Source organism: Alteromonas sp. ABM1_013 (assembly GCF_056160505.1).
Window position 1 is genome coordinate 15730 of record NZ_JBSWXH010000003.1, and the last position, 19595, is coordinate 35324.

The 19595-nt window shown below is 45.0% G+C and carries 19 protein-coding genes; 8 read left to right on the forward strand and 11 right to left on the reverse strand.

The window, feature by feature from the left end; all coding sequences use genetic code 11:
- Genes trpA through ACXAGK_RS08525 form a run of 6 tightly spaced genes read right to left on the reverse strand, consistent with a single transcriptional unit; the run spans nucleotide 1 to nucleotide 6806 of the window.
- The gene (gene trpA / locus ACXAGK_RS08500) at nucleotides 1-810 is read right to left on the reverse strand and encodes a tryptophan synthase subunit alpha (protein WP_474855638.1); all 810 of its coding nucleotides are present in this window, start codon (nucleotides 808-810) and stop codon (nucleotides 1-3) included.
- Nucleotides 810-1991: a tryptophan synthase subunit beta gene (gene trpB, locus ACXAGK_RS08505; protein WP_014978831.1), complete on the reverse strand. Its 1182-nt coding sequence runs from the start codon at nucleotides 1989-1991 to the stop codon at nucleotides 810-812. The genes trpA and trpB overlap by 1 nt, the downstream gene beginning before the upstream one ends.
- A 20-nt stretch (nucleotides 1992-2011) precedes the next feature.
- Nucleotides 2012-3421, reverse strand: coding sequence for a bifunctional indole-3-glycerol-phosphate synthase TrpC/phosphoribosylanthranilate isomerase TrpF (gene trpCF / locus ACXAGK_RS08510; protein ID WP_474855640.1), 1410 nt, complete (start codon nucleotides 3419-3421; stop codon nucleotides 2012-2014).
- A complete protein-coding gene (gene trpD / locus ACXAGK_RS08515) occupies nucleotides 3414-4445 on the reverse strand; it encodes an anthranilate phosphoribosyltransferase (protein WP_474807733.1) in 1032 nt (343 codons plus the stop codon). Before trpD ends, trpCF begins: the two co-directional genes overlap by 8 nt.
- Complete coding sequence (locus ACXAGK_RS08520; RefSeq protein WP_474855642.1) at nucleotides 4438-5070, reverse strand: aminodeoxychorismate/anthranilate synthase component II; 633 nt, start codon at nucleotides 5068-5070, stop codon at nucleotides 4438-4440. Before ACXAGK_RS08520 ends, trpD begins: the two co-directional genes overlap by 8 nt.
- Nucleotides 5067-6806 (reverse strand): anthranilate synthase component 1, encoded by a 1740-nt coding sequence (locus tag ACXAGK_RS08525; RefSeq protein WP_474855644.1) that lies wholly within the window; start codon nucleotides 6804-6806, stop codon nucleotides 5067-5069. The genes ACXAGK_RS08520 and ACXAGK_RS08525 overlap by 4 nt, the downstream gene beginning before the upstream one ends.
- Nucleotides 6807-7084: 278 nt before the next feature.
- On the opposite strand from ACXAGK_RS08525, the gene ACXAGK_RS08530 reads away from it, so the two are divergent.
- From ACXAGK_RS08530 to dkgB, 6 genes are all read left to right on the forward strand, one after another.
- A complete protein-coding gene (locus tag ACXAGK_RS08530) occupies nucleotides 7085-7942 on the forward strand; it encodes a PHP domain-containing protein (RefSeq protein ID WP_474855646.1) in 858 nt (285 codons plus the stop codon).
- Between the two features lie 216 nt (nucleotides 7943-8158).
- On the forward strand, nucleotides 8159-8779 hold the full coding sequence (locus tag ACXAGK_RS08535; RefSeq protein ID WP_474855647.1) for an L-threonylcarbamoyladenylate synthase: 621 nt from the start codon (nucleotides 8159-8161) through the stop codon (nucleotides 8777-8779).
- 224 nt (nucleotides 8780-9003) lie between these two features.
- Nucleotides 9004-9867: a segregation and condensation protein A gene (locus ACXAGK_RS08540; protein WP_474855649.1), complete on the forward strand. Its 864-nt coding sequence runs from the start codon at nucleotides 9004-9006 to the stop codon at nucleotides 9865-9867.
- Nucleotides 9854-10447 carry an SMC-Scp complex subunit ScpB gene (scpB, locus tag ACXAGK_RS08545; RefSeq protein WP_014948948.1) on the forward strand — a complete coding sequence of 198 codons (594 nt, stop codon included), beginning with the start codon at nucleotides 9854-9856 and terminating at the stop codon, nucleotides 10445-10447. The genes ACXAGK_RS08540 and scpB overlap by 14 nt, the downstream gene beginning before the upstream one ends.
- Nucleotides 10448-10487: 40 nt before the next feature.
- Nucleotides 10488-11384, forward strand: coding sequence for a 23S rRNA pseudouridine(2605) synthase RluB (rluB, locus tag ACXAGK_RS08550; RefSeq protein ID WP_474855651.1), 897 nt, complete (start codon nucleotides 10488-10490; stop codon nucleotides 11382-11384).
- A 215-nt stretch (nucleotides 11385-11599) separates the two neighbouring features.
- Nucleotides 11600-12403, forward strand: coding sequence for a 2,5-didehydrogluconate reductase DkgB (gene dkgB / locus ACXAGK_RS08555; RefSeq protein WP_474855653.1), 804 nt, complete (start codon nucleotides 11600-11602; stop codon nucleotides 12401-12403).
- Between the two features lie 297 nt (nucleotides 12404-12700).
- Here dkgB and ACXAGK_RS08560 read toward each other — a convergent pair whose 3' ends face one another.
- Both ACXAGK_RS08560 and ACXAGK_RS08565 read right to left on the reverse strand, forming a co-directional pair.
- On the reverse strand, nucleotides 12701-13273 hold the full coding sequence (locus ACXAGK_RS08560) for a sugar O-acetyltransferase (protein WP_474855655.1): 573 nt from the start codon (nucleotides 13271-13273) through the stop codon (nucleotides 12701-12703).
- A 41-nt stretch (nucleotides 13274-13314) separates the two neighbouring features.
- A complete protein-coding gene (locus tag ACXAGK_RS08565) occupies nucleotides 13315-13986 on the reverse strand; it encodes a DUF4097 family beta strand repeat-containing protein (RefSeq protein ID WP_474855657.1) in 672 nt (223 codons plus the stop codon).
- 668 nt (nucleotides 13987-14654) lie between these two features.
- Between ACXAGK_RS08565 and ACXAGK_RS08570 the strand changes: the two genes are divergently transcribed.
- Both ACXAGK_RS08570 and ACXAGK_RS08575 read left to right on the forward strand, forming a co-directional pair.
- Nucleotides 14655-15149 (forward strand): arsenate reductase family protein, encoded by a 495-nt coding sequence (locus ACXAGK_RS08570; RefSeq protein WP_474855659.1) that lies wholly within the window; start codon nucleotides 14655-14657, stop codon nucleotides 15147-15149.
- Nucleotides 15150-15161: 12 nt separating this feature from the next.
- Entirely contained in the window at nucleotides 15162-16448 is a 1287-nt protein-coding gene (locus ACXAGK_RS08575) for a DUF445 domain-containing protein (RefSeq protein WP_474855661.1), read from the forward strand.
- Nucleotides 16449-16573: 125 nt separating this feature from the next.
- On the opposite strand, the gene tmpT is transcribed toward ACXAGK_RS08575, so the two are convergent.
- From tmpT to recN, 3 genes are all read right to left on the reverse strand, one after another.
- The gene (tmpT, locus tag ACXAGK_RS08580; RefSeq protein WP_474855663.1) at nucleotides 16574-17227 is read right to left on the reverse strand and encodes a thiopurine S-methyltransferase; all 654 of its coding nucleotides are present in this window, start codon (nucleotides 17225-17227) and stop codon (nucleotides 16574-16576) included.
- Nucleotides 17228-17332: 105 nt separating this feature from the next.
- The gene (locus ACXAGK_RS08585) at nucleotides 17333-17689 is read right to left on the reverse strand and encodes an outer membrane protein assembly factor BamE (protein ID WP_474855664.1); all 357 of its coding nucleotides are present in this window, start codon (nucleotides 17687-17689) and stop codon (nucleotides 17333-17335) included.
- 124 nt (nucleotides 17690-17813) lie between these two features.
- Complete coding sequence (gene recN / locus ACXAGK_RS08590; protein WP_474855665.1) at nucleotides 17814-19499, reverse strand: DNA repair protein RecN; 1686 nt, start codon at nucleotides 19497-19499, stop codon at nucleotides 17814-17816.
- Nucleotides 19500-19595: the final 96 nt, after the last annotated feature.

The following is a 19595-nucleotide window of genomic DNA, read 5'->3' on the forward strand; positions in this document are numbered from 1 at the left end:
TTATCCTTTTGCCGTAGCGGCTTTCATGCTTTCAACAAAGCTACCAAGTTCGCTTAGCATTTTGTGACTGTCCGATAAATTAGCAGCAATAATATTTACTGTTGCCGAACCAGAGATTGCGCCAGCAGCTCCAGCGTCAATAGCAGATTTAACCTGTTCCGGTGTAGAAATACCAAAGCCTAACAATGCTGGTGCTGCATTATGTTTATTCAAGCGCTCAATAAGCTCTGAAGCAGGAACATTTGCCGCAGTTTCTGCGCCAGTAACGCCCGCACGGCCTAACAGGTATGTATAGCCTTTTGAGTATTCCCCGATTTTTTCCATGGTTTCATCGGTAGCATTCGGCGGTGCAATCAGAATTTGTGAAATGCCCGTTGCTTCCGCTGCCTTCTGGAAAGGTGCCGCCTCGCGAATTGGCACGTCGGCAACCAAAATTGAGTCAACGCCTGCATCCTGCGCCTTGTTGTAAAAGTTCTCGATACCCTGGGCCATTACCAAGTTGCTATAAAGTAGCAAGCCGATAGGCACCTCTGGGTATTTTGCGCGAACTCGTGAAATTACGCCCAAGCAATCCGCTACCGTTACTTTACTCTCTAAAGCGCGAATTGCCGACGCTTGGATAGTCGGGCCATCAGCGATGGGATCTGAGTAAGGTATACCTAACTCAAGTGCGTCAGCACCGCTTTCTACTAGCTGGCAAATAATGGCTTCAGATTGCGCTAAATCGGGGTCACCTACCATTACGAAAGGTACGAAAGCGCCTTGTTTCTTTTCATCAAGGCCGGCAAACATTTGTGCATATCTATCCATTATAAATCGTCCCCTAAAATGTTGATAACGTGCGCTAAATCTTTGTCGCCACGACCTGATAAGTTAACTACGATGATGGTTTCTTCTTCCGCTTCATCTGCCATATTAAGTGCGTGCGCTAGAGCATGGGACGATTCAAGGGCAGGAATAATACCTTCTTTTCTTGCAAGCAATTGGAATGCATTCAGCGCTTCTTCGTCGGTTGCGGCCACGTATTCCGCTCGGCCAATGTCGTGAAGATAAGCATGCTGAGGGCCAACAGCAGGGTAGTCCAGACCAGCAGATACTGAGTAGCTCTCTTCAATCTGGCCTTCTTTGTCTTGCATGATGAAGGTGTAAGCGCCGTGAAGAATACCTTTTGTACCCGTCACTATAGTTGCGCCATGCTCTTTGGTGTGCACACCTTTACCCGCAGGCTCAACGCCCACTAAGCGTACAGATGGCTCATCAATAAAGTCTGCAAACATACCGATAGCATTTGAGCCTCCGCCCACACATGCCACTACGGCATCAGGCAAGCGGCCTTCTTTTTCCATAATTTGTGCACGAGTTTCTTCGCCAATCATGCGGTGATATTCACGAACAATAGTCGGGAACGGGTGTGGGCCCGCGGCTGTACCTAACAAATAGTGCGCTTTATCATAGTTTGCTGACCAGTCGCGCATAGCTTCGTTTACGGCATCTTTAAGGGTACCAGAGCCCGCGTTTACAGGAATTACCTCTGCGCCCATAAGCTTCATACGGAACACGTTTGGTGCTTGACGTTCAACGTCTTTTGCACCCATATAAATACGTGCTTTTAGGCCAAGCAACGCACATGCTAACGCAGTTGCTACACCGTGCTGACCTGCACCAGTTTCGGCGATAACTTCTTTTTTACCCATGCGCTTAGTCAGCAGCGCTTGACCTAATACCTGGTTAGTTTTGTGAGCGCCACCGTGAAGTAGGTCTTCACGCTTTAGGTATAATTTTACCTTTGGGTTACTCACAAGGTTGCGAGTCAACGTCATTGACGTTGGGCGACCAGCATAGTCTTTTAATAAAGATAAAAACTCTTCGTTGAAAGCTGGGTCGTCTTTAGCATCCAAAAATGCTTTTTCCAATTGGTCTAGCGCTGGAATAAGTAGCTCGGGCACGTACATGCCACCAAATTCGCCAAATTTTGTATCTAACTGGTTCATTACGTTGTCCTGTATTTAAATTAGTAACGGCGGCAAATGGCAAAAAGCGCGTCGAGTTTTTCTTCGCTTTTCACGCCGGGTGCGGTTTCTACACCTGAATTAACATCAATAGCACCACTGCCGGTTGCAATAGCATCTGCAACGTTCTGGGCGTTAATACCGCCAGCAAGCACTAACTTATGCTTCGCTTCGATATCGTTTAATAACTGCCAGTTGAAGGCTTCGCCTGTACCGCCTTTTGCATCGCCTACTTGGCAATCCAGAAGAACGCGGCTGATAAGGCTGTTATTTAAGTGTCTGTCCACTGTTTCTGGTAGGACGCCAGAAGAAGTTGCTTTAACGCCTTCGACTTTCCAAATCTCACAACCTTCTGGTAGTTTGTCTGCAAGCGTGGAAATATAGCTTTCGTCTTCACTACCGTGTAGCTGAACGGCAAACAAATTGAGTGAAGCAGCAAGAGACGCAACGTCATCAATGTCGTGATTAACGAACACGCCAACAAAAGCGCCATTAACGCTTTGAGCTATATTCAAAGCCTGTGCTTCACTCGCGCAGCGTGGCGATTTTTCAGCAAAGATAAGCCCGCCAAAGCTAGCGCCTTTATCAAACGCCATTTGCGCTTGTTCGGGGGTGGTAAGTCCGCACACTTTAACTGCACCATTCACTAACGTTTTCACTGCGCGCGGTAGGTCAGCTTCGGCCATTAACGCACTGCCCACCAAAAAGCCTTGGGATACAGGCGCTAAACGAAGCACGTCTTGGTGTGTGTATATGCCCGACTCTGAAATAACCACGTAGTCGTGCGTGGCTGTTTCAAGCATGGGCACAAGGCGTTCTGTGGTGGCTAAATCGGTAGAAAGGTCGCGTAAGTTGCGATTATTGATACCAATGATGTTGGCTTCAAGGGCAATTGCGCGCTCCATTTCTTCTTCATTACTTACTTCGGTAAGAATGTCTAATGACAGAGCATTGGCAACGCTTGCCAACTCGCGATATTCGTCATCATTTAGCACACTAAGCATTAATAGCACTGCGTCGGCATTATAGTGACGGGCTAGATACACTTGATAGGTATCAACAAAAAAGTCTTTGTTAAGCACGGGCTGAGCAACGCGCTCTGTAACATAAGCTAAGTACTCAAATTTACCTTGGAAGTACTTCTCGTCTGTTAACACAGAAATACCTGCCGCATAGGGTGTGTATGCCGCTAAGATCTCGTCTAAATCAAAATGCTCTCGAATAAGGCCTTTTGACGGTGATGCTTTTTTGCATTCGAAAATAAAGCCTGCGTTTGGCTCACTTAGCGCTGCAAATAAACTCTTTTGGGAAGGAACTAGATTCGCTTTAAAGCTTTCTAGCGGCAGCGCCTCTTTGCGTGCAGCCACCTCTTCGCGTTTGTCTGCAACAATTTTCTCAAGCACATTAGCCATTCGTGCTTACCTCCTGAGTAATTTTGGCAACTTTCGTTAACAACTGCATCGGCAACCCTTCGGCCATCGCATTCATCGCCATTTCAGCCCCTTCTTTAAAGGTTGAGGCTTTACCGGTTACTTTCAACAGTGCTCCGCAGTTCATTGCGATAGCAGCGCGATGTGCCTCTTTACCTTCACCGTTTAGCGCTGCCTCAACAAACTGTCTGTTTTCTTCAGGCTCGCCACCTTCAATCGCAGAAAGTGGGTAATGCGGTAAACCGAAGTCTTCAGCGGTAACGGTAAGCTTGCGAATATCGCCATGCTCAAGATCGTAAATTATTGATTCGCCGTGAAGTGCTAGTTCATCTAAGCCGTCGCCGTGCACAATCATTGCGCGATGTTGGCCAAGCAGCATAAGGGTTTTTGCATAAGGTTCAAGCAGTTCGGGAGAGTATACGCCGAAAACGCCATGAGTTGGACCCGCCGGGTTTGCCAGTGGCCCAAGTATATTGAATAGGGTTCTGGTCTTCATCGCAGCGCGGACGGGGGCTGCGTGGCGCATGCCGGCGTGATAAACCGGCGCAAAAAGAAATGTGAAATTTGCTTCATCTAAGCATTTTCGCGATGTTTCTGGGCTTATTTCTAAATTAAGTCCAAACTGGCGAAACAAATCAGCTGATCCAGATTTGCTCGATACGCTTCGGTTACCATGTTTTGCCACTTTTACGCCACACGAAGCGGCAACGACGCCGGCAGCGCTGGAAATATTAATGGTGTTGTGGCCGTCTCCTCCTGTACCCACAATGTCGGCAAACTCATAAGAGGGTGAGGGAAAGGGCAGTGCATTTGCAACCATGGCACTCGCTGCACCCGCAATTTCGCTGGGTGATTCTTTTTTCATTTTCAGCGCAGTCAGCACTGAAGCAATCATCACCTCGCTTTGCTCACCGTGCATGATGCTGTTAAACAAGCTGTATGCCTCGGTTTGCGACAGTGATTCTCGCAACATAATTTGTTCTAGTAGAGGGCCTGCGTTAAGCATGGTTCGCTCCCTGTAACGTTAAATAGTCAATACTTTGCTTTAACAGCAAACTGCCGTGGGCTGTTAAAATAGATTCTGGGTGGAATTGGAAACCCAACATGCGATCTGCGCTATTGTAAACTGCCATTACGGCTTCGCTTCCGTCGTCGTTTATCGTAGATGCGCACACAGTAAGGTTTTCAGGCAATGAATGTGCCACTAAAGAGTGGTATCGTGCTACGTGTAAAGGCTGCTGTAAGTCTTTAAACATAGCGTCTTCAGAATGGGTGATTGCTGATGACTTACCGTGCATAACCTGAGTTGCACGGCCTACATTACCGCCGTAATGCTCAACAATGGCTTGATGACCTAAGCAAATACCAATTACGGGGAACACGCCGTGTACTTTTTTAAGAAGCTCAGGCATACAGCCCGCTTCACTGGGTGCCCCTGGACCTGGCGACAACATAAGAAGCACAGGGCCTTTCGTTGCTTGTTCCTGCATTCTTTCAAACAACGCATCTGCTGAAACCGTGTTGCGATAGACCTTAATGTCTAGGTTTAAGGTACGCAGTTCGTCCACAAGGTTGTAGGTAAATGAGTCTACATTGTCGAGCAAAAATAGGGTGGTCACTTGCTGATTCATGCGTTGCCTCCTTCATTTAATGCAACGTTGATACTTTCAGCTTCTTCTTGTAGCGCTGCTTTTACTGCACCAATTACCGCTTGTGCCTTAGCGCGGGTTTCATCAGCTTCAGCTTGTGGAACCGAGTCATATACTACGCCTGCACCCGCTTGAATATAAGCCGTGCCGTTTTTCACAAACGCTGAGCGAATGACTATACAGGTGTCCATATCGCCTTGACCATTTAAGTAGCCAACCGCGCCGCCATAACTGCCGCGGCGTTTTTTCTCAACTTCGCGAATTAACGTCGCTGCGCTTACTTTTGGTGCGCCAACTAGAGTGCCCATGTTCATGCAGGCTTGATAAGCGTGCAGTGGGTCTAAGTCGTCACGTAGCTGGCCAACCACGCGCGACACCAAGTGCATCACGTGAGAGTAACGGTCAACTTTTAGCAAGTCTTTCACATAGCGCGTGCCTGGACGACTCACCTTTGCAACATCATTACGAGCAAGGTCAACCAGCATGATGTGCTCAGACTTCTCTTTGTTATCTTCGCGAAGGTTTAGTTCAATGCGACTGTCCAAGTCCATATCAATACTACCATCAGGGCGCTTGCCACGTGGACGGGTACCGGCAATAGGGTAGATCTCTACCTGATTGCTTTCTCTTTCGTATTTAAGCGCTGATTCAGGAGAGGCACCAAATATGCTGAAAGCGGCATCTTGCATGTAAAACATGTAAGGACTTGGGTTTGATTCTTTAAGTTTAGCGTAAGCAAGTAGCGGCGACGGGCAGGGGAGAGAGAATGTACGCGATGGCACAACCTGAAAAATGTCACCAGCTAAAATATGCTGTTTTAAGTCCAGCACATGGCTGCAAAACTGTTCATCACTTAAATCAACACTCACTTCGACGCTTGGGTCAAAAGAAGAAAGTGACTGTCCGTTTTCGGTTTTGTTTGGGTTTTCTGAGTTGGAAACGAGTGACTGTCCACTTTCTACTTCTTCATCTTCTACTTCACTGGGCTTCGCCGCATTTGAATTTACAAGCACTGGCTTTGCAGGCATATCGTGTAGCTGCTGATGAATTGCTTCTAATCGTTGGGCTATAGAAAAGTATTGCTGAGCAACGTCTTGTCCGCTAAAAACACTGCCAATTAAATGCGTCTCGCGGGTTTGGTGGTCAACGGTGATTAAGGTTTCCGCCAGGTAAAACACAAAGTCAGGACAGTCATTTTCACCTTCTGCAACATCAGGCAATTTTTCAAAGCCTGCTAGCATGTCGTAGGCAAACACGCCGCCTAAGAATATAGCGTGTGGATGTTGGCGAATAGGCGTTATTTTATTGATAACAATGCGAAGTGCGTCCATTACGCTTGCGGCCTTTAAGCGACTGTCTTCGTCAAGCTCGCCGTCGGCTTCATCACATACCAGCGTAATTGAAGTGTCTGTCCTTTCTTTGATGTGTAGGCCGTCAGGGGCGTGGTCAACAAATAAAGGTAACACTGAAGCACCGTTGCCTGTCAGTGCTTTCACTTCAACGCGGTTGCCCCGGCATTCCATGCGCAATGCTGCGTCAACCATTAACAAGCTTTGTAAATCGTCTTTAGAATCAATTTCTGCCGACTCTAAAAGCAGTGCGTTATTTTTATTGCCACACAAATGGGCAAACGCGGCAAGTGGATCATCGACATAGTGTCCCACCTGCTCAATTGTCTCAACCTTACCTGGGGACATCCCCAGTTCCGCTAAACTCATTTTTGCTACTCTCCAATTGCAAAAAGATAAAAAAAAGGCCCGTATAAACGGGCCTTTATGTGTTTTCATTCACGCACTACTGTGCACACCGCCCGTTAAGTTAGGGAGTGCCACCACCAAGCTGCAACTGTCGTTGCTGTCGAAATGTCGTATGAATGCATGAATTACTCGTTGTTTTTTCAAACTTCAATAGGATTTGAAGCTGTTAGTACGTATACTTTATGTGTATAGAAGAAAACAAATTGCCCTTTGTGTCAACCTAAAATTTGCATAAGACATTGAAAATAGATCTACATAGCCACACAAAATTCTCTGATGGCCACTTAACGCCAGAAGAGCTAATCCTTCGCGCGCACACTATGCAGGTGGATGCGCTTGCCGTTACCGACCACGATACTGTTGCCGGTTTGGAAGAAGCACACGCTACTCAAGCCAAGCAAAAACGTGCATTAACCATCATTGATGGTGTTGAAATTTCCACCACTTGGCATAGTTTCGATATCCATATTGTTGGATTGAATGTGGACAGACACTGCGCAACATTTCTTGAAAGGCTACAAGGTCAAGCACAAACTCGTGAAGCTCGGGCTGAAAAAATTGCCAGTAAGCTGGAAAAGTGTGGGTTTGAAGGTGTTCTAACGCGAGCAAAAGCGCTAGCGGGCGTTGGCCAGGTGACACGGGCACACTTTGCGCGCGTATTAGTAAACAACTACGGCGTGCCAAGTATGGACGCCGCGTTCAAAAAGTATTTGGGCAAAGGCAAACGAGCTGCAGTTAAAGCAGAGTGGCCAAGCATCGAAACGGCTATTGAGTGGATCCACGATGCAGGCGGCCAAGCTGTATTGGCCCATCCCGCCCATTACGACATGACAGCAAAATGGCTGAGGCGCTTAGTTGCCCTTTTTGAACAAGCGGGTGGTGATGCTATTGAAACCGCGTTTCCTGGCATTAATAAAACAAAGCAAGAGCTTATTAATGAGCTTGCACAAACCCATCAATTGTTAGCATCAGCGGGCTCTGATTTTCATTTCCCTTCTCGCTGGACTGAATTAGGTAAAAACTTGGGCATTAGCAGTAAGCTCACGCCGGTGTGGCATAATTGGCAGCAGTTTGAAGGGCAGATGGTTGAAAGCTAGGAAAATCTAATTTGCTACGCTCACGGTATAAATGGATGACGTAAGGCAAATGGTTTACGTGCAGTTGATGCGCGCTATTGCTAATTAAAATGCTGAGAGTCGGTTAGTAAAAAGCCCAAAAGCGAATTTAACCAACAAGCTTAATAAGTGGACAGTCACTTACCCCGTTGGCAAAGTGGTAGTATCAATCTGCGCGTTTAAGAAAAGGAAGTAATTATGAGTCAATTTTTCTATGTGCACCCCGACAACCCGCAAAAACGCCTAATCAGTCAGGCTTGTGAGTTAATTCGAGAGGGGGCAGTGGTGGTGTATCCGACAGACTCAGGCTACGCCATAGGTTGCCAAATGGAAGACAAAAAGGCGCTTGAGCAATTGTGTCGTATTCGTCAAATCGATAAAGACCACAACTTTACGTTAATGTGTCGAGACATGTCTGAGCTATCAATTTACGCAAAAGTTGACAACGCGGCGTTCAGACAAATTAAGAACAACACACCTGGGCGTTACACCTTTGTGTTGAAAGCGACCCGCGAGGTCCCAAAGCGTTTGCAAAACCCTAAACGTAAAACCATAGGTATTCGCGTGCCCGATAACGCCATTGCACTAGCATTATTGGAAGAGCTGGGAGAGCCGTTGATGTCTACGTCTTTGATTTTGCCAGGTAACACCATGGCCGAATCAGACCCGGATGTCATTCGCGACAACTTGGAAAAGCAAGTTGGGCTTATCATTCACGGTGGTTACATCGGAGAGCAGCCCACTACCGTGGTTGATTTGTCGGAAGACACGCCAGTAATTGTGCGACATGGCACGGGCGAACCGTCTCCCTTTGAGTAACTTTCGTTTTACTGTTTTTTCGAACAGATTGCTGTAAATAGCTTATTTTAACTAGTTTCTTTTGCTTGTTGCAGGTGAAAGTTATAGTAGGGAACCGTAAGCTAAGTTTCTAAGGCCTGTCGTGCGTTGATGTATAACAATGTTCGATGGGTCCTAGCATGAACGCGTAAATAATAATATCAATAATCGCCGCTTTGTTAGCGCGTAAAAACGGTTGTGGAACTGTGTCAGAGCTTGTTGAAGAAAATAATAACGATAACGAGGCCTCCGGTAAAAAGGGGCTTGCAACACCTGTTCAGCAACCGTTGCCACTTGCGTTTATTAATGGCGAAGCGCTAATTGAAAAACCTGAAGATCTTTTCATTCCCCCTGATGCCCTAGAAGTCATATTAGAAACCTTCGAAGGGCCACTCGACTTACTGCTTTATCTAATTAGAAAACAAAAGTTTGATATCACCACATTGCCCATCGCTGATGTTACCAAGCAGTATATGGAATATGTGGATGCCATGATGTCGCTAAAATTAGAGCTAGCGGCAGAGTACTTGCTGATGGCAGCCATATTGGCAGAAATTAAGTCCAGGCTTCTATTGCCTAAACGCAGTGATGATTCTGACGAAGAAGAAGACCCTCGCGCAGAGCTTATTCGCCGATTAAAAGAATACGAGCTAGTAAAGCAAGTGGCAGAAGATTTAGATATTCAGCCTAGGCTTGAGAGGGATATTTTCACCACTCACGTTGAACTAAGTGAGAATGTGGCGCCAATTCGCATTGAGCCCGACGTGTCTTTAGCCGAAATTGTATTGGCGTTCAGTGCGGCCATGAAACGCGCCGAAGCGTTTGAACACCATACCATTGCAAGGGAAGCACTGAGTACGCGAGAGCGTATGTCGCTCATCTTATCGTTACTCACAACAACAGAATATACGCCGCTTGAACGCCTATTTACGGTTGAAGAAGGTAAAGCTGGCGTGGTGGTTTGCTTCTTAGCAATTTTAGAATTAGTAAAAGAACAGCTAATTTTATGCATTCAGGCAGGTCCTTATGCAAAAATTCATGTAAAATTAGGTGCCCATGAAGAAAATTAACACGGCGCAGCTTAAACAATTGGTAGAGGCAGCAATATTTGTTGCTGATAAACCTATTTCAAAGCAGCATTTAAAAGAAACGGTACTCAATGAGTTTACCGTCGCTGATAGAACCTTGAGTAAGGTGATTAACGAGCTAAAGTTAGACTATCAGCCAAGAGGCATTCAATTGGTGGAAGTAGCAAGTGGCTATCGCTTTCAATCGTTAGATGCGTTAAGCCCGTGGTTAAGCAAATTGTGGCAGGAAAATGCGCCAAAGTATTCTAGAGCAATGCTCGAAACCTTGGCACTCATTGCCTATCGTCAACCTATAACCCGCGGAGAAATAGAGCAGGTAAGGGGCGTGGCGGTAAGCAGTAATATTATAAAGACACTCACAGAACGAGACTGGGTAAAGGTAGTGGGCCACAAAGAAGTGCCTGGGCGACCAGCACTTTATGCAACTACCAAAGGCTTCTTAGACTATTTTTCGATGACGTCGTTGAGCGATTTGCCCAATGCTGATGCTTTCGAAAACATGGCTGAAAGCGTTGCGTCAGACTCGCCGCTTAAGGTGTTAAATGAGGCACCGTCTGAATAGACCGTGCGACCGTAAACAAGCAATTAAAGAGTGAAAACCCATGACTGAAAAGTTGCAAAAAGTACTGGCAAACCAAGGGCTAGGCTCGCGACGAGAAATGGAACGTTGGATTGAAGAAGGCCGAGTATCGGTTAATGGCACTAAAGCGACATTAGGAGATAGAGTCGATCATACTGCGCAAATTCGCGTGGATGGTCATTTGTTATCTCGCCAGACAGAACAGCCTGTCTGCCGTGTGTTGATGTACAATAAGCCTGAAGGTGAATTGTGCAGCCGTCACGACCCAGAAGGGCGCGATACGGTATTTGACCGTCTTCCCGCTATTCGGTTAGGGCGCTGGATCACCGTTGGTCGTCTAGACATGAATACCAGTGGCCTACTGTTATTCACCAACGATGGTGAACTGGCCAACCGCTTAATGCACCCTAAGTGCGAAGTAGAACGCGAATACGCTGTACGTGTATTTGGTGAAGTAACAGGCAAAACGCTACATACCCTTCAAAAAGGTGTAGAGCTGGAAGACGGTGAAGCTAAGTTTTTGACAATTTCAGGTGCGCCTACGCCGCAGCATGCTGAAGATGAAAGCATGAACCGTTGGTATAACGTGACGTTGAAAGAAGGGCGTAACCGCGAAGTGCGTCGTCTTTGGGAGTCGCAAGGCGTGCAGGTTAGCCGCCTGATCCGTGTTAAGTATGGCCCAATTGAACTGCAAAAGCGTCTACCGCAAGGGGCGTGGGTAGAACTAGGATTAGAAGACGTGAACGCGCTTCGTAGCCATGTTCAACTGCCGGATGAAACGCAGACGATGGTCAATGTGCGCCAAGGTAAACTGGATCACGCCCGCTTAAGCCGTATGCGTCGCTCGGTTAAAAAGCATAAGGTGCGTAAGCAACAAGGCTTGAATAAGCGAGCTGGGCGTCCAGGCAAACGTAAATAGTATCCAACGATATCTATGTCAATACTTAAGGCCGCGAGCAAATGCAAGCGGCTTTTTTTATACCAGTGTTAAACGCAAGTCCAATAACAACCAGAGTTGTTGAAATAACCCTATTAATCATTAAGCGCGTTTCGATCTTCTTTTCAAACCGTGGCGTAGGAAATTACGAATCAGCTACGTCAAGTAGTTAAAGGCACACGGAATAGGAGATTGTTATGAAAGACATGCCTCAACTAGGAATGGGAACGTTTCGTTTAAAAGTTGACGAGGCCCGTGAATCAGTAAGTAAAGCCCTAAAAGTAGGGTTTAGGCATATTGATACCGCACAGATCTATGATAACGAAGCTGAAGTTGGCGATGCTATAAAAACCAGCGGGCTAGATAGGAGCGAGCTATTTGTTACCACCAAAGTGTGGCATGAATCCTTGGGCGACGATCACTTTATCCCAAGTGTTCACGAAAGCTTAGAAAAGCTGAAGCTAGAGTATGTAGATTTACTTCTCATTCATTGGCCGTATCCAGGAAATGATATTTCACTAGAGAGTTACTTAGGCAATCTTGCCAAGGCGAAAGAGCTAGGACTTACGCGTCATATAGGGGTATCTAATTTCACTATCGATTTGCTAAACAAGGCTGAAGAAATTTTAGGTGAAGGCGAAATTTACACCAATCAAATTGAAATACATCCTTTCATGCAAAACAAAAAAGTTGTGGAAGCTGGCAAGGAAAAAGGCATTAGAGCTACCGCGTATATGCCGTTTGCTGTGGGAAAAGTAATGAAAGACGAAACGCTGTTACACATTGCTCAAAACCATAATGCTACGCCGGCGCAAGTGGTATTGGCGTGGATGGAAAAACGTCACATTTACGCGATTCCTTCATCAACCAGTGAATTACACCTAGCGGAAAATTTAGCTTATGGTGGTGTTAAACTTAGTGAAGAAGAGCTTATTCTTATTGACGACCTGGATAATGGCGAACGTATTGTTAACCCCGATTTTGCCCCCAGCTGGGATTAGGGCTTAGCAGAGTTGATATTTTGTTAGGGTGTATATAATAAGGTGAATAAGGCTAGCGTTAATTTTACTAGCCTTGTCTTGTTTCGTTGTATTCGACATCAATTTAAGGCCGCTTTATTGGTTACATCCGCGGCCTTTTAATACTTCTTATTTCAGCAGATACAATCGATTCAGTGATTAGAGGGAATGATGAGTTCGTTGAAAAAGGCCTTTTTCAGAAAAGCTTTGTTCAAAAAAATGCCGTCTACATAAGCTTAATTTATAAAGCTTCCATTCATAAAGCCATCGGCTAAATCGTTAAACACTTTGAGCGACGGGTTCAATCTCTTTGATTACTTTGGCTGGGTTACCGCCTATGACTAGGTTATCTCCAAAAGATTTGGTTACCACGGCGCCAGAAGCCACAACCACATTATCACCCAATGTCACACCAGGGTTTATTACCGCCATCCCGCCAACCCAACAGTTATTGCCGAGAGTAATAGGCTTGGCGAACTCTATACCTGTTGCTCTTTGCGCGGGGTCTATAGGGTGGGTAGCTGTATAAAGGCCTACTTGAGGCGCAATCATACAGTTGTCACCAATGGTCACCTTTGCCGCATCCAAGATGACACAATTAAAATTGGCATAAAAGTTTTCACCAACGTGGATATTTTCGCCGTAATCGCATTTAAACGAAGACTCGATGTATAGTCTTTTTCCTGTGCTGCCAAACAATTGTTTTAGCAATCTAGTACGCTTTTTGTGGTCACTTTGACAAGTTGCATTAAGCTCGTCTAATTGAATACGGCATTGCTTACGCAACGCCGTTAAAGTTTTGTCTGACGGGTAATATAAATCGCCAGCGAGCATTTTTTCATGTTCAGTCATGTATTTCCGAAACATTAAGCTTTGTTGTTAAAGCAGCTACGTTACTTTGCACCGCCGTAGCTTACAACGACTTTTTGCTTTAGTTCATCGCTCTCAATATCTAAATTTACAGGGCGATGTAAAATGATGTTGCCATCTACAGTAACAGAGGCACTAATTGATAGCGTGGGTTTGTTATCCGACTTTTTACCCCAAGAGCTTTCACTTTCTCTATACACAATGTCACCCGCAACATGGGATGAACCCGTCAATGTGATATCACCATTTAATGTTTTGATGTGTTTCTCAATGGTTGTATCAACAGCGGTGATATCACCGTTTACAGTTTCAACGCTAGCGCCAATCATGCTTTGTGTAGGAAGCGTAACATTTCCATTTACCGTTTCTATCCCCTTAACCACACTCAGATTCGTATCTGCGCTTACATCACCATTTACAATATCAATATTTCGGACAGTCACATGGCTACCCATTTCAAGATTACCGTTAACAATGCTGACTTCATCTGCGCCGCCGTGATCACTAATTTCTACGTTGCCATTAACCGAAGATATATCCCCAGCATGCTTTCCTTCGGCAATGTCGATATTACCCAGAATTGAACTGAAATCACTGCCTTCCAAAGCGTTTGCATTGCCGACATGGATGACGCAGCCACTTAGTAGAGAAACGGAGAGCAACGTAGCAGCACTGGCAATTATCGACTTTTTCATATTCTTATATCCTTAATGGTTTTTATATACTTTAGATAGCACGTTTTAATGATGTTGGTACTAAAAACAAATTTTGATATGACGTGTTATGTGTTTATCACCTTTATTTTCTAAATCAGCTTTATCACGTATCGTGCCATTCTTTAAAAGTTAATTAAATCATAAGGTTAATGCGTTTTTGTGAAAAGGGAGAGCGAGCGTAGTGGCGTAATGCCAAGTTTTATAACTTTTACCGCCAATAGATAGCGAATTTGACCATCCGAATTAACATGCACTTAAGCATAGAAGTGGACAGACACTTATTTAGCGTTAATAAACGAACTGCACGCTTCAATTTAGTGGTAAAGCTCCGACAAGGCTGTTTATCTAAATATTCTTCAACAAAGTATCAAGTTAAAAACATTGTGAGTGTGTGTCCACGAAGTACAGGCGTGAAGTGTTTAGTTTGCAGAAGAGCGAGTGTGTGTCCGCGCAGTACAGGTGCGACATGATTAGTTTGCAGAAGAGCAAGTGTGTGTCCACCAAGTACGGGTGCGATGTGAATAGTTTGCAGGAAAGCGAGTGTGTGTCCACGAAGTACAGGTGTTTAGCCTCATTAGGTGACTGTCTTCGAACTTAAATAGTATGTTGGTATTTATAGTTTTTATTTTTTGTTGAGGTGAGAAACGATGGTGAGGATTTATCATAATCCAGAATGTGGAACGTCTAGAAATGTACTTGCGGTGATTAGAGCGGCGGGATATGACGTGGAGGTTATTGAGTATTTGAGTGTAGGGTGGGAACGCGAGCAGCTGAGCTATTTATTGCATGCAGCAGGCTTGACCCCTCGACAAGCGCTTCGGACAACAAAGTCGCCAGCAGCTGAATTAGGGTTGCTTGATGAGTCGGTCAGTAACGAAGCTATCTTCGAACTTATGTTGAAGCATCCTATCCTGGTAAATAGGCCTATTGTTTGCATTCCTAAACATGAATATGAAAAAACAGCTTCATTATCTTCCGACCCAAATGAAGATAATGCTGTTGCTGATAACGCGAAAGAAACAGTAAAACTATGTCGGCCTAGTGAAGCTGTATTGGATATTTTACCGGTATGGCCACAAGGCCCTCTTGCTAAAGAAGACGGTACACCACTAATTGACCAAGACGGTAAACAAGTAATTTAAACGGAGTAGTTTATGACGGACAAATATGCACAGCTGAACAAAGCCAAAAGGCTCGCATTGGCCTGTTTGGTTTTTGCCGCAGGCGTATTTGTCTTTACAGTATTACTACCCAAGTTTTACCCAAGTTTACAGGGTGCATGGTGGTTAGGGCTTATAAAAATGGCGAGTGAGGCGGCGCTTATCGGTGGTCTTGCTGACTGGTTTGCTGTAACCGCGTTGTTTAAACCAATACCAGCCCAGTATCCCATTCCCCATACCAATATCGTGGCAAGTAATAAGTCAGTTATTGCTAATAATTTGTCGGTATTCGTTAAAGAGAAATTCTTTCACCCCGAGGCGATAGAAAAACTGATTCGAGACAGCGACCCTGCGAAGGGCGCTGGAAGATGGTTGTCACAAGACAGAAACGCTACTCGTTTAAGTCGCTTTCTATGCGATGCTTTTGCAGGCGTTCTGCGCGTGCTTGATGATAAACCCGTAAAAGCGTTTATTGCTAAAACAGCGCAGAAGGGCATTAAACAACTTGATCTTAGGCAATTGATGGCAACCTCGTTGAGCGCTGTTACGAAGGAGCGCCAGCACCAAGTTGTGCTTGATAGGGTGTTAGGGAAGTTAGCCACGCTGCTTGCAGAGCCAGAAACCCAAATATATATAGCAGACACGTTAGTGGTATGGCTAAAAACCGAATACAGTCGTATTGAAAAGCTATTGCCGTCTAGCTGGCTAAGCGAGCAGGGGGCTCTCATCGCTGTTAAAGCGGTTTCGAGTATCTTAGAAGATATATACGAAGATGAGCACCATCCTATTCGCCATGCGTTTGACGAGCAAGTAAATGAATTCCTCTACGAATTGCAACACAGCCCGTTAATGGAGAAAAAGGTAAACAGCTATCGCGAAAAAATCATCAATGACCCAGCATTAAATACCTATGTTCAGCAATCATGGGCCAAATTCCATCAATGGCTTTTAACGTCGCTTGAAGAACAAAATGGCAAAGCAGAAACTAAAGTTTCGGGTCTTCTAAAAGATTTGGGCTCAACGTTAACGCAAGACAGTGAGTTGGCAAAAGCGTTTAATAAGCATATTGGTGAAGCTGCTAAATATATGGCGCCAGAGTTGGCTGAGTTTCTGACGCGCCACATTCGCGACACCATCAATAGTTGGAATGAACGTGAGATGGCGGAGCAGGTAGAACTAAATATTGGTCGCGACCTACAAAAAGTGCGTATTAACGGCACTATTGTCGGTGGTCTAATAGGTGCAGTATTGTTTGGAGTCGAGGCGTTGTTAGGGCTATGAACGCAGCCCTTTGTAACACTACTGGCACTGTATGGAGGAGGGCGCTACTGTAATAGCCATTCAAATTCGAGGTAATGGTATTGGCTTAAACACTATATGCATGCATGAAAAGACTGCGATAAAACCTACTTAGCTGTTAGGTGAAATACCAAATTATCAGCGTCTACTTTGCCTTTCAAACCACCTTCAAGCACAGAGCGCTCTAACCTTTGGATGTTGTATTCCGCTGAATAAAGAGCGTCAACGGTTTTTTCGTTTACGCTAAATGGAGGGCCGGCCATTTCATTCTGGTCATACTCGAATGAAATAATTAGCTGAGGGGCGCTTTGAGTAATAGCAATTAGGTGTGCAGCGTATTGCTCGCGAAGGGGGCTAGGCAGTGCAACCAAGGCTGCTCTATCGTAAACGCCCGAAACATTACCTATGTCACTTGATGTGAGTTTAAAAATATCGCCCACGTATACGGTTAAGCCGCCTTTGGTGTAAACCTTGCCCTTTGAAGTGGTAGTAACGTTAGGCTCGGCACCAAGCTCTTCAAATAGCTGTATAATAGCCACTTCACTCAGTTCAGCACCTACCACCTCACAACCTTGGGAAAGTAGCCAGCCGATGTCACGGGTCTTTCCGCATAGTGGAACAAATATGCGTTTGAAAGCAATGTTCGAGTTTTCGTCGCCAAGCAGACAAGACGCATACTTAACGAGAAGTGCATTCCCTTCAGGTTCGTGAAATCCGATTTCGTTTTTTTGCCATTTACTGTGCCAAAAACTGTGTTCCATGAAGACCTCAATTAACTAAGTGATGTAACTCGAAAAACAGGCGTTGTTACTTAGGGTACTAGAAACTAAAAAGGTAGCGTGAAAACGCTACCTTTTTAAATATAATTAGTTATCAAGTGGTGTGTTGAAGTCTTCAGATAACTCGAAGTCGCCTTCAACCGTGGTGACTTTGTCATCTACAAAATTTATTATCATTTGCTTCTGAAAATCTTTTCCGCGCTTTTCCATACCGCGTTTCATATCGTAAACGTAGTACCAAGTGTCATCATCGAACGAGTCTTGAACAACAGGGTTGCCTAATACATAAATAACTTGTTCTTTTGTCATTCCAACGCGCAGCTTTTCAACGTCTCTTTGATCAAGGAAGTTTCCCTGAGGAACGTCGATACGATATATCCAGTTCGAACAAGCGGTTGATGTAAATGTGATACCAAGAATTACTAATAGGTGTTGCAACTTCATGCGTTAATTTGTCCAGTATTGCCTTTGTTAGTGCCAACGAATTTCGCAGAAGCAAATTCCGAGGCTGTTTTATTGCAAGCGCGAAGGCATGCTACATTGACAACTATGACCAATCAACTGCATTTTAGTTCGATGCTGCGCTTTTTAGCAGTTCTTTTGCGTTTGCTAAGGCCGATTTGGTTACTTTGTCACCGGCTAGCAATCTCGCTAACTCATCAATACGGTCTTGCTTAGTAAGCGGTAGCATTTGAGTTTCTGTGCTTTCCCCATCAGTGAGCTTAGTTACGAACAGCTGGTTATGCGCCTGCGCAGCCACTTGTGGTAAATGCGTTACACACATTACTTGAGACTGCTTGCCCAGTTTGCGCAACAGACCGCCAACGATAGATGCAGTTGGCCCGCTAATACCTGTATCGACCTCATCGAAAATCATGGTAGGCGTTGCGTGATTGTCACTTGCAATTACCTGAATAGCCAGCCCTATACGTGATAACTCACCACCTGACACCACTTTTTCTAACTTGTCTGCATCCTGGCCCGGGTTGGTAGACACTTTGAAATCGACAGTATCAAGACCTGTGCTAACAGGTTTCTTAAGTTCATCGTACTGAATTTGAATATCGACTTTTGCATGAGGCATATTCATTTGTCGAATTTGAGCCTCAATGTCTTTACTTAACTTACCGGCAGCACGTTGTCTGCTTTCAGACAACCCTTTGGTCGCAGTTAGGTATGTTGCTCGCGCTTCTTCTACTTCGCCTTCAAGTGTTCCCAGTAGCGTTTCTTGTTCAGATAGTGAATTGAATTCGGCAGCCAATTCTTGATGGAATTGAAAAAGCCCCTCTGGCATAACACTGTGTTTGCGCGCAAGCTCCATCGCTTTTGCATAGCGCGCTTCAACTTGCTGTAGACGAAGCGGGTCAATTTCTAACTGATCACAGTAGCTACGCAGCTCTCCCGCAGCTTCTTCTACTTGAATTGCCGCGTCGTTTAGTAATGCTATCATAGGCGTTAGGCTTGCATCATGGGCTTCTAATTCGCCTAAGCGCTCAATGCTGCTTTGAATCACTGATAAAGCGTTACCTTCATCATTTTCATATAAGTTGTACACGCTAGTCTGCGCTTGTTCTAAAAGGCTTTGACCATTGCTTAAGCGTTTGTGCTCTATTTCCAACTCTTCGAACTCGCCCTCTTCAATAGCAAATTCATCGAGCTCCTGCACCTGATAGGTTAACAGCTGAATTCTATCTTCTCGTTGCTTTGCCTGCTCTTGAAGTGCTTTTAGTGTTCGTTGCTTATCACGCCAGATTGAGTGAGTTTCTGTAACTTGCGCTAACAATTCACCATGCTTAGCGTAACCGTCAACTAGGTCTCTTTGATGATCTTCTTTCAACAGCTGCAGATGTGTGTTTTGACCGTGAATGGCTAACAAATACTGGCCTAAGCCTTTTAACTGCTGAAGCGAAGCGGGAATACCATTGATAAACGCTTTAGAACGACCTTCTTTAGAAATAACTCTGCGAATAAAGCAGCTGTTTTCATCCTCGTCTGAGGTAAGCTCATGTTCATCGAGAAAAGCTTTAGCTAACGCGTTATTGCTCAAAGAAAAGTGTGCGATGATTTCAGCTTTCGTACTTCCTTTACGCACAGCGTTTGCGTCGGCACGTTCGCCTAAGCACAAGCTTAACGCATCAATAGCAATTGATTTACCTGCGCCGGTTTCACCGGTTATTGCAGTAAGCCCGTTTTCCAGTTGAACCGATAATTGTTTTACAACAGCAAAATTAGAAATAGAAAGATGCGCTAACATAACCACACTCGAATAAGTTGAACATGATGATATATACAGTAACTGATAATATATACAGTATTTTGGCTGTGTAAAGTTAAGTCGTGAAAAAATTAC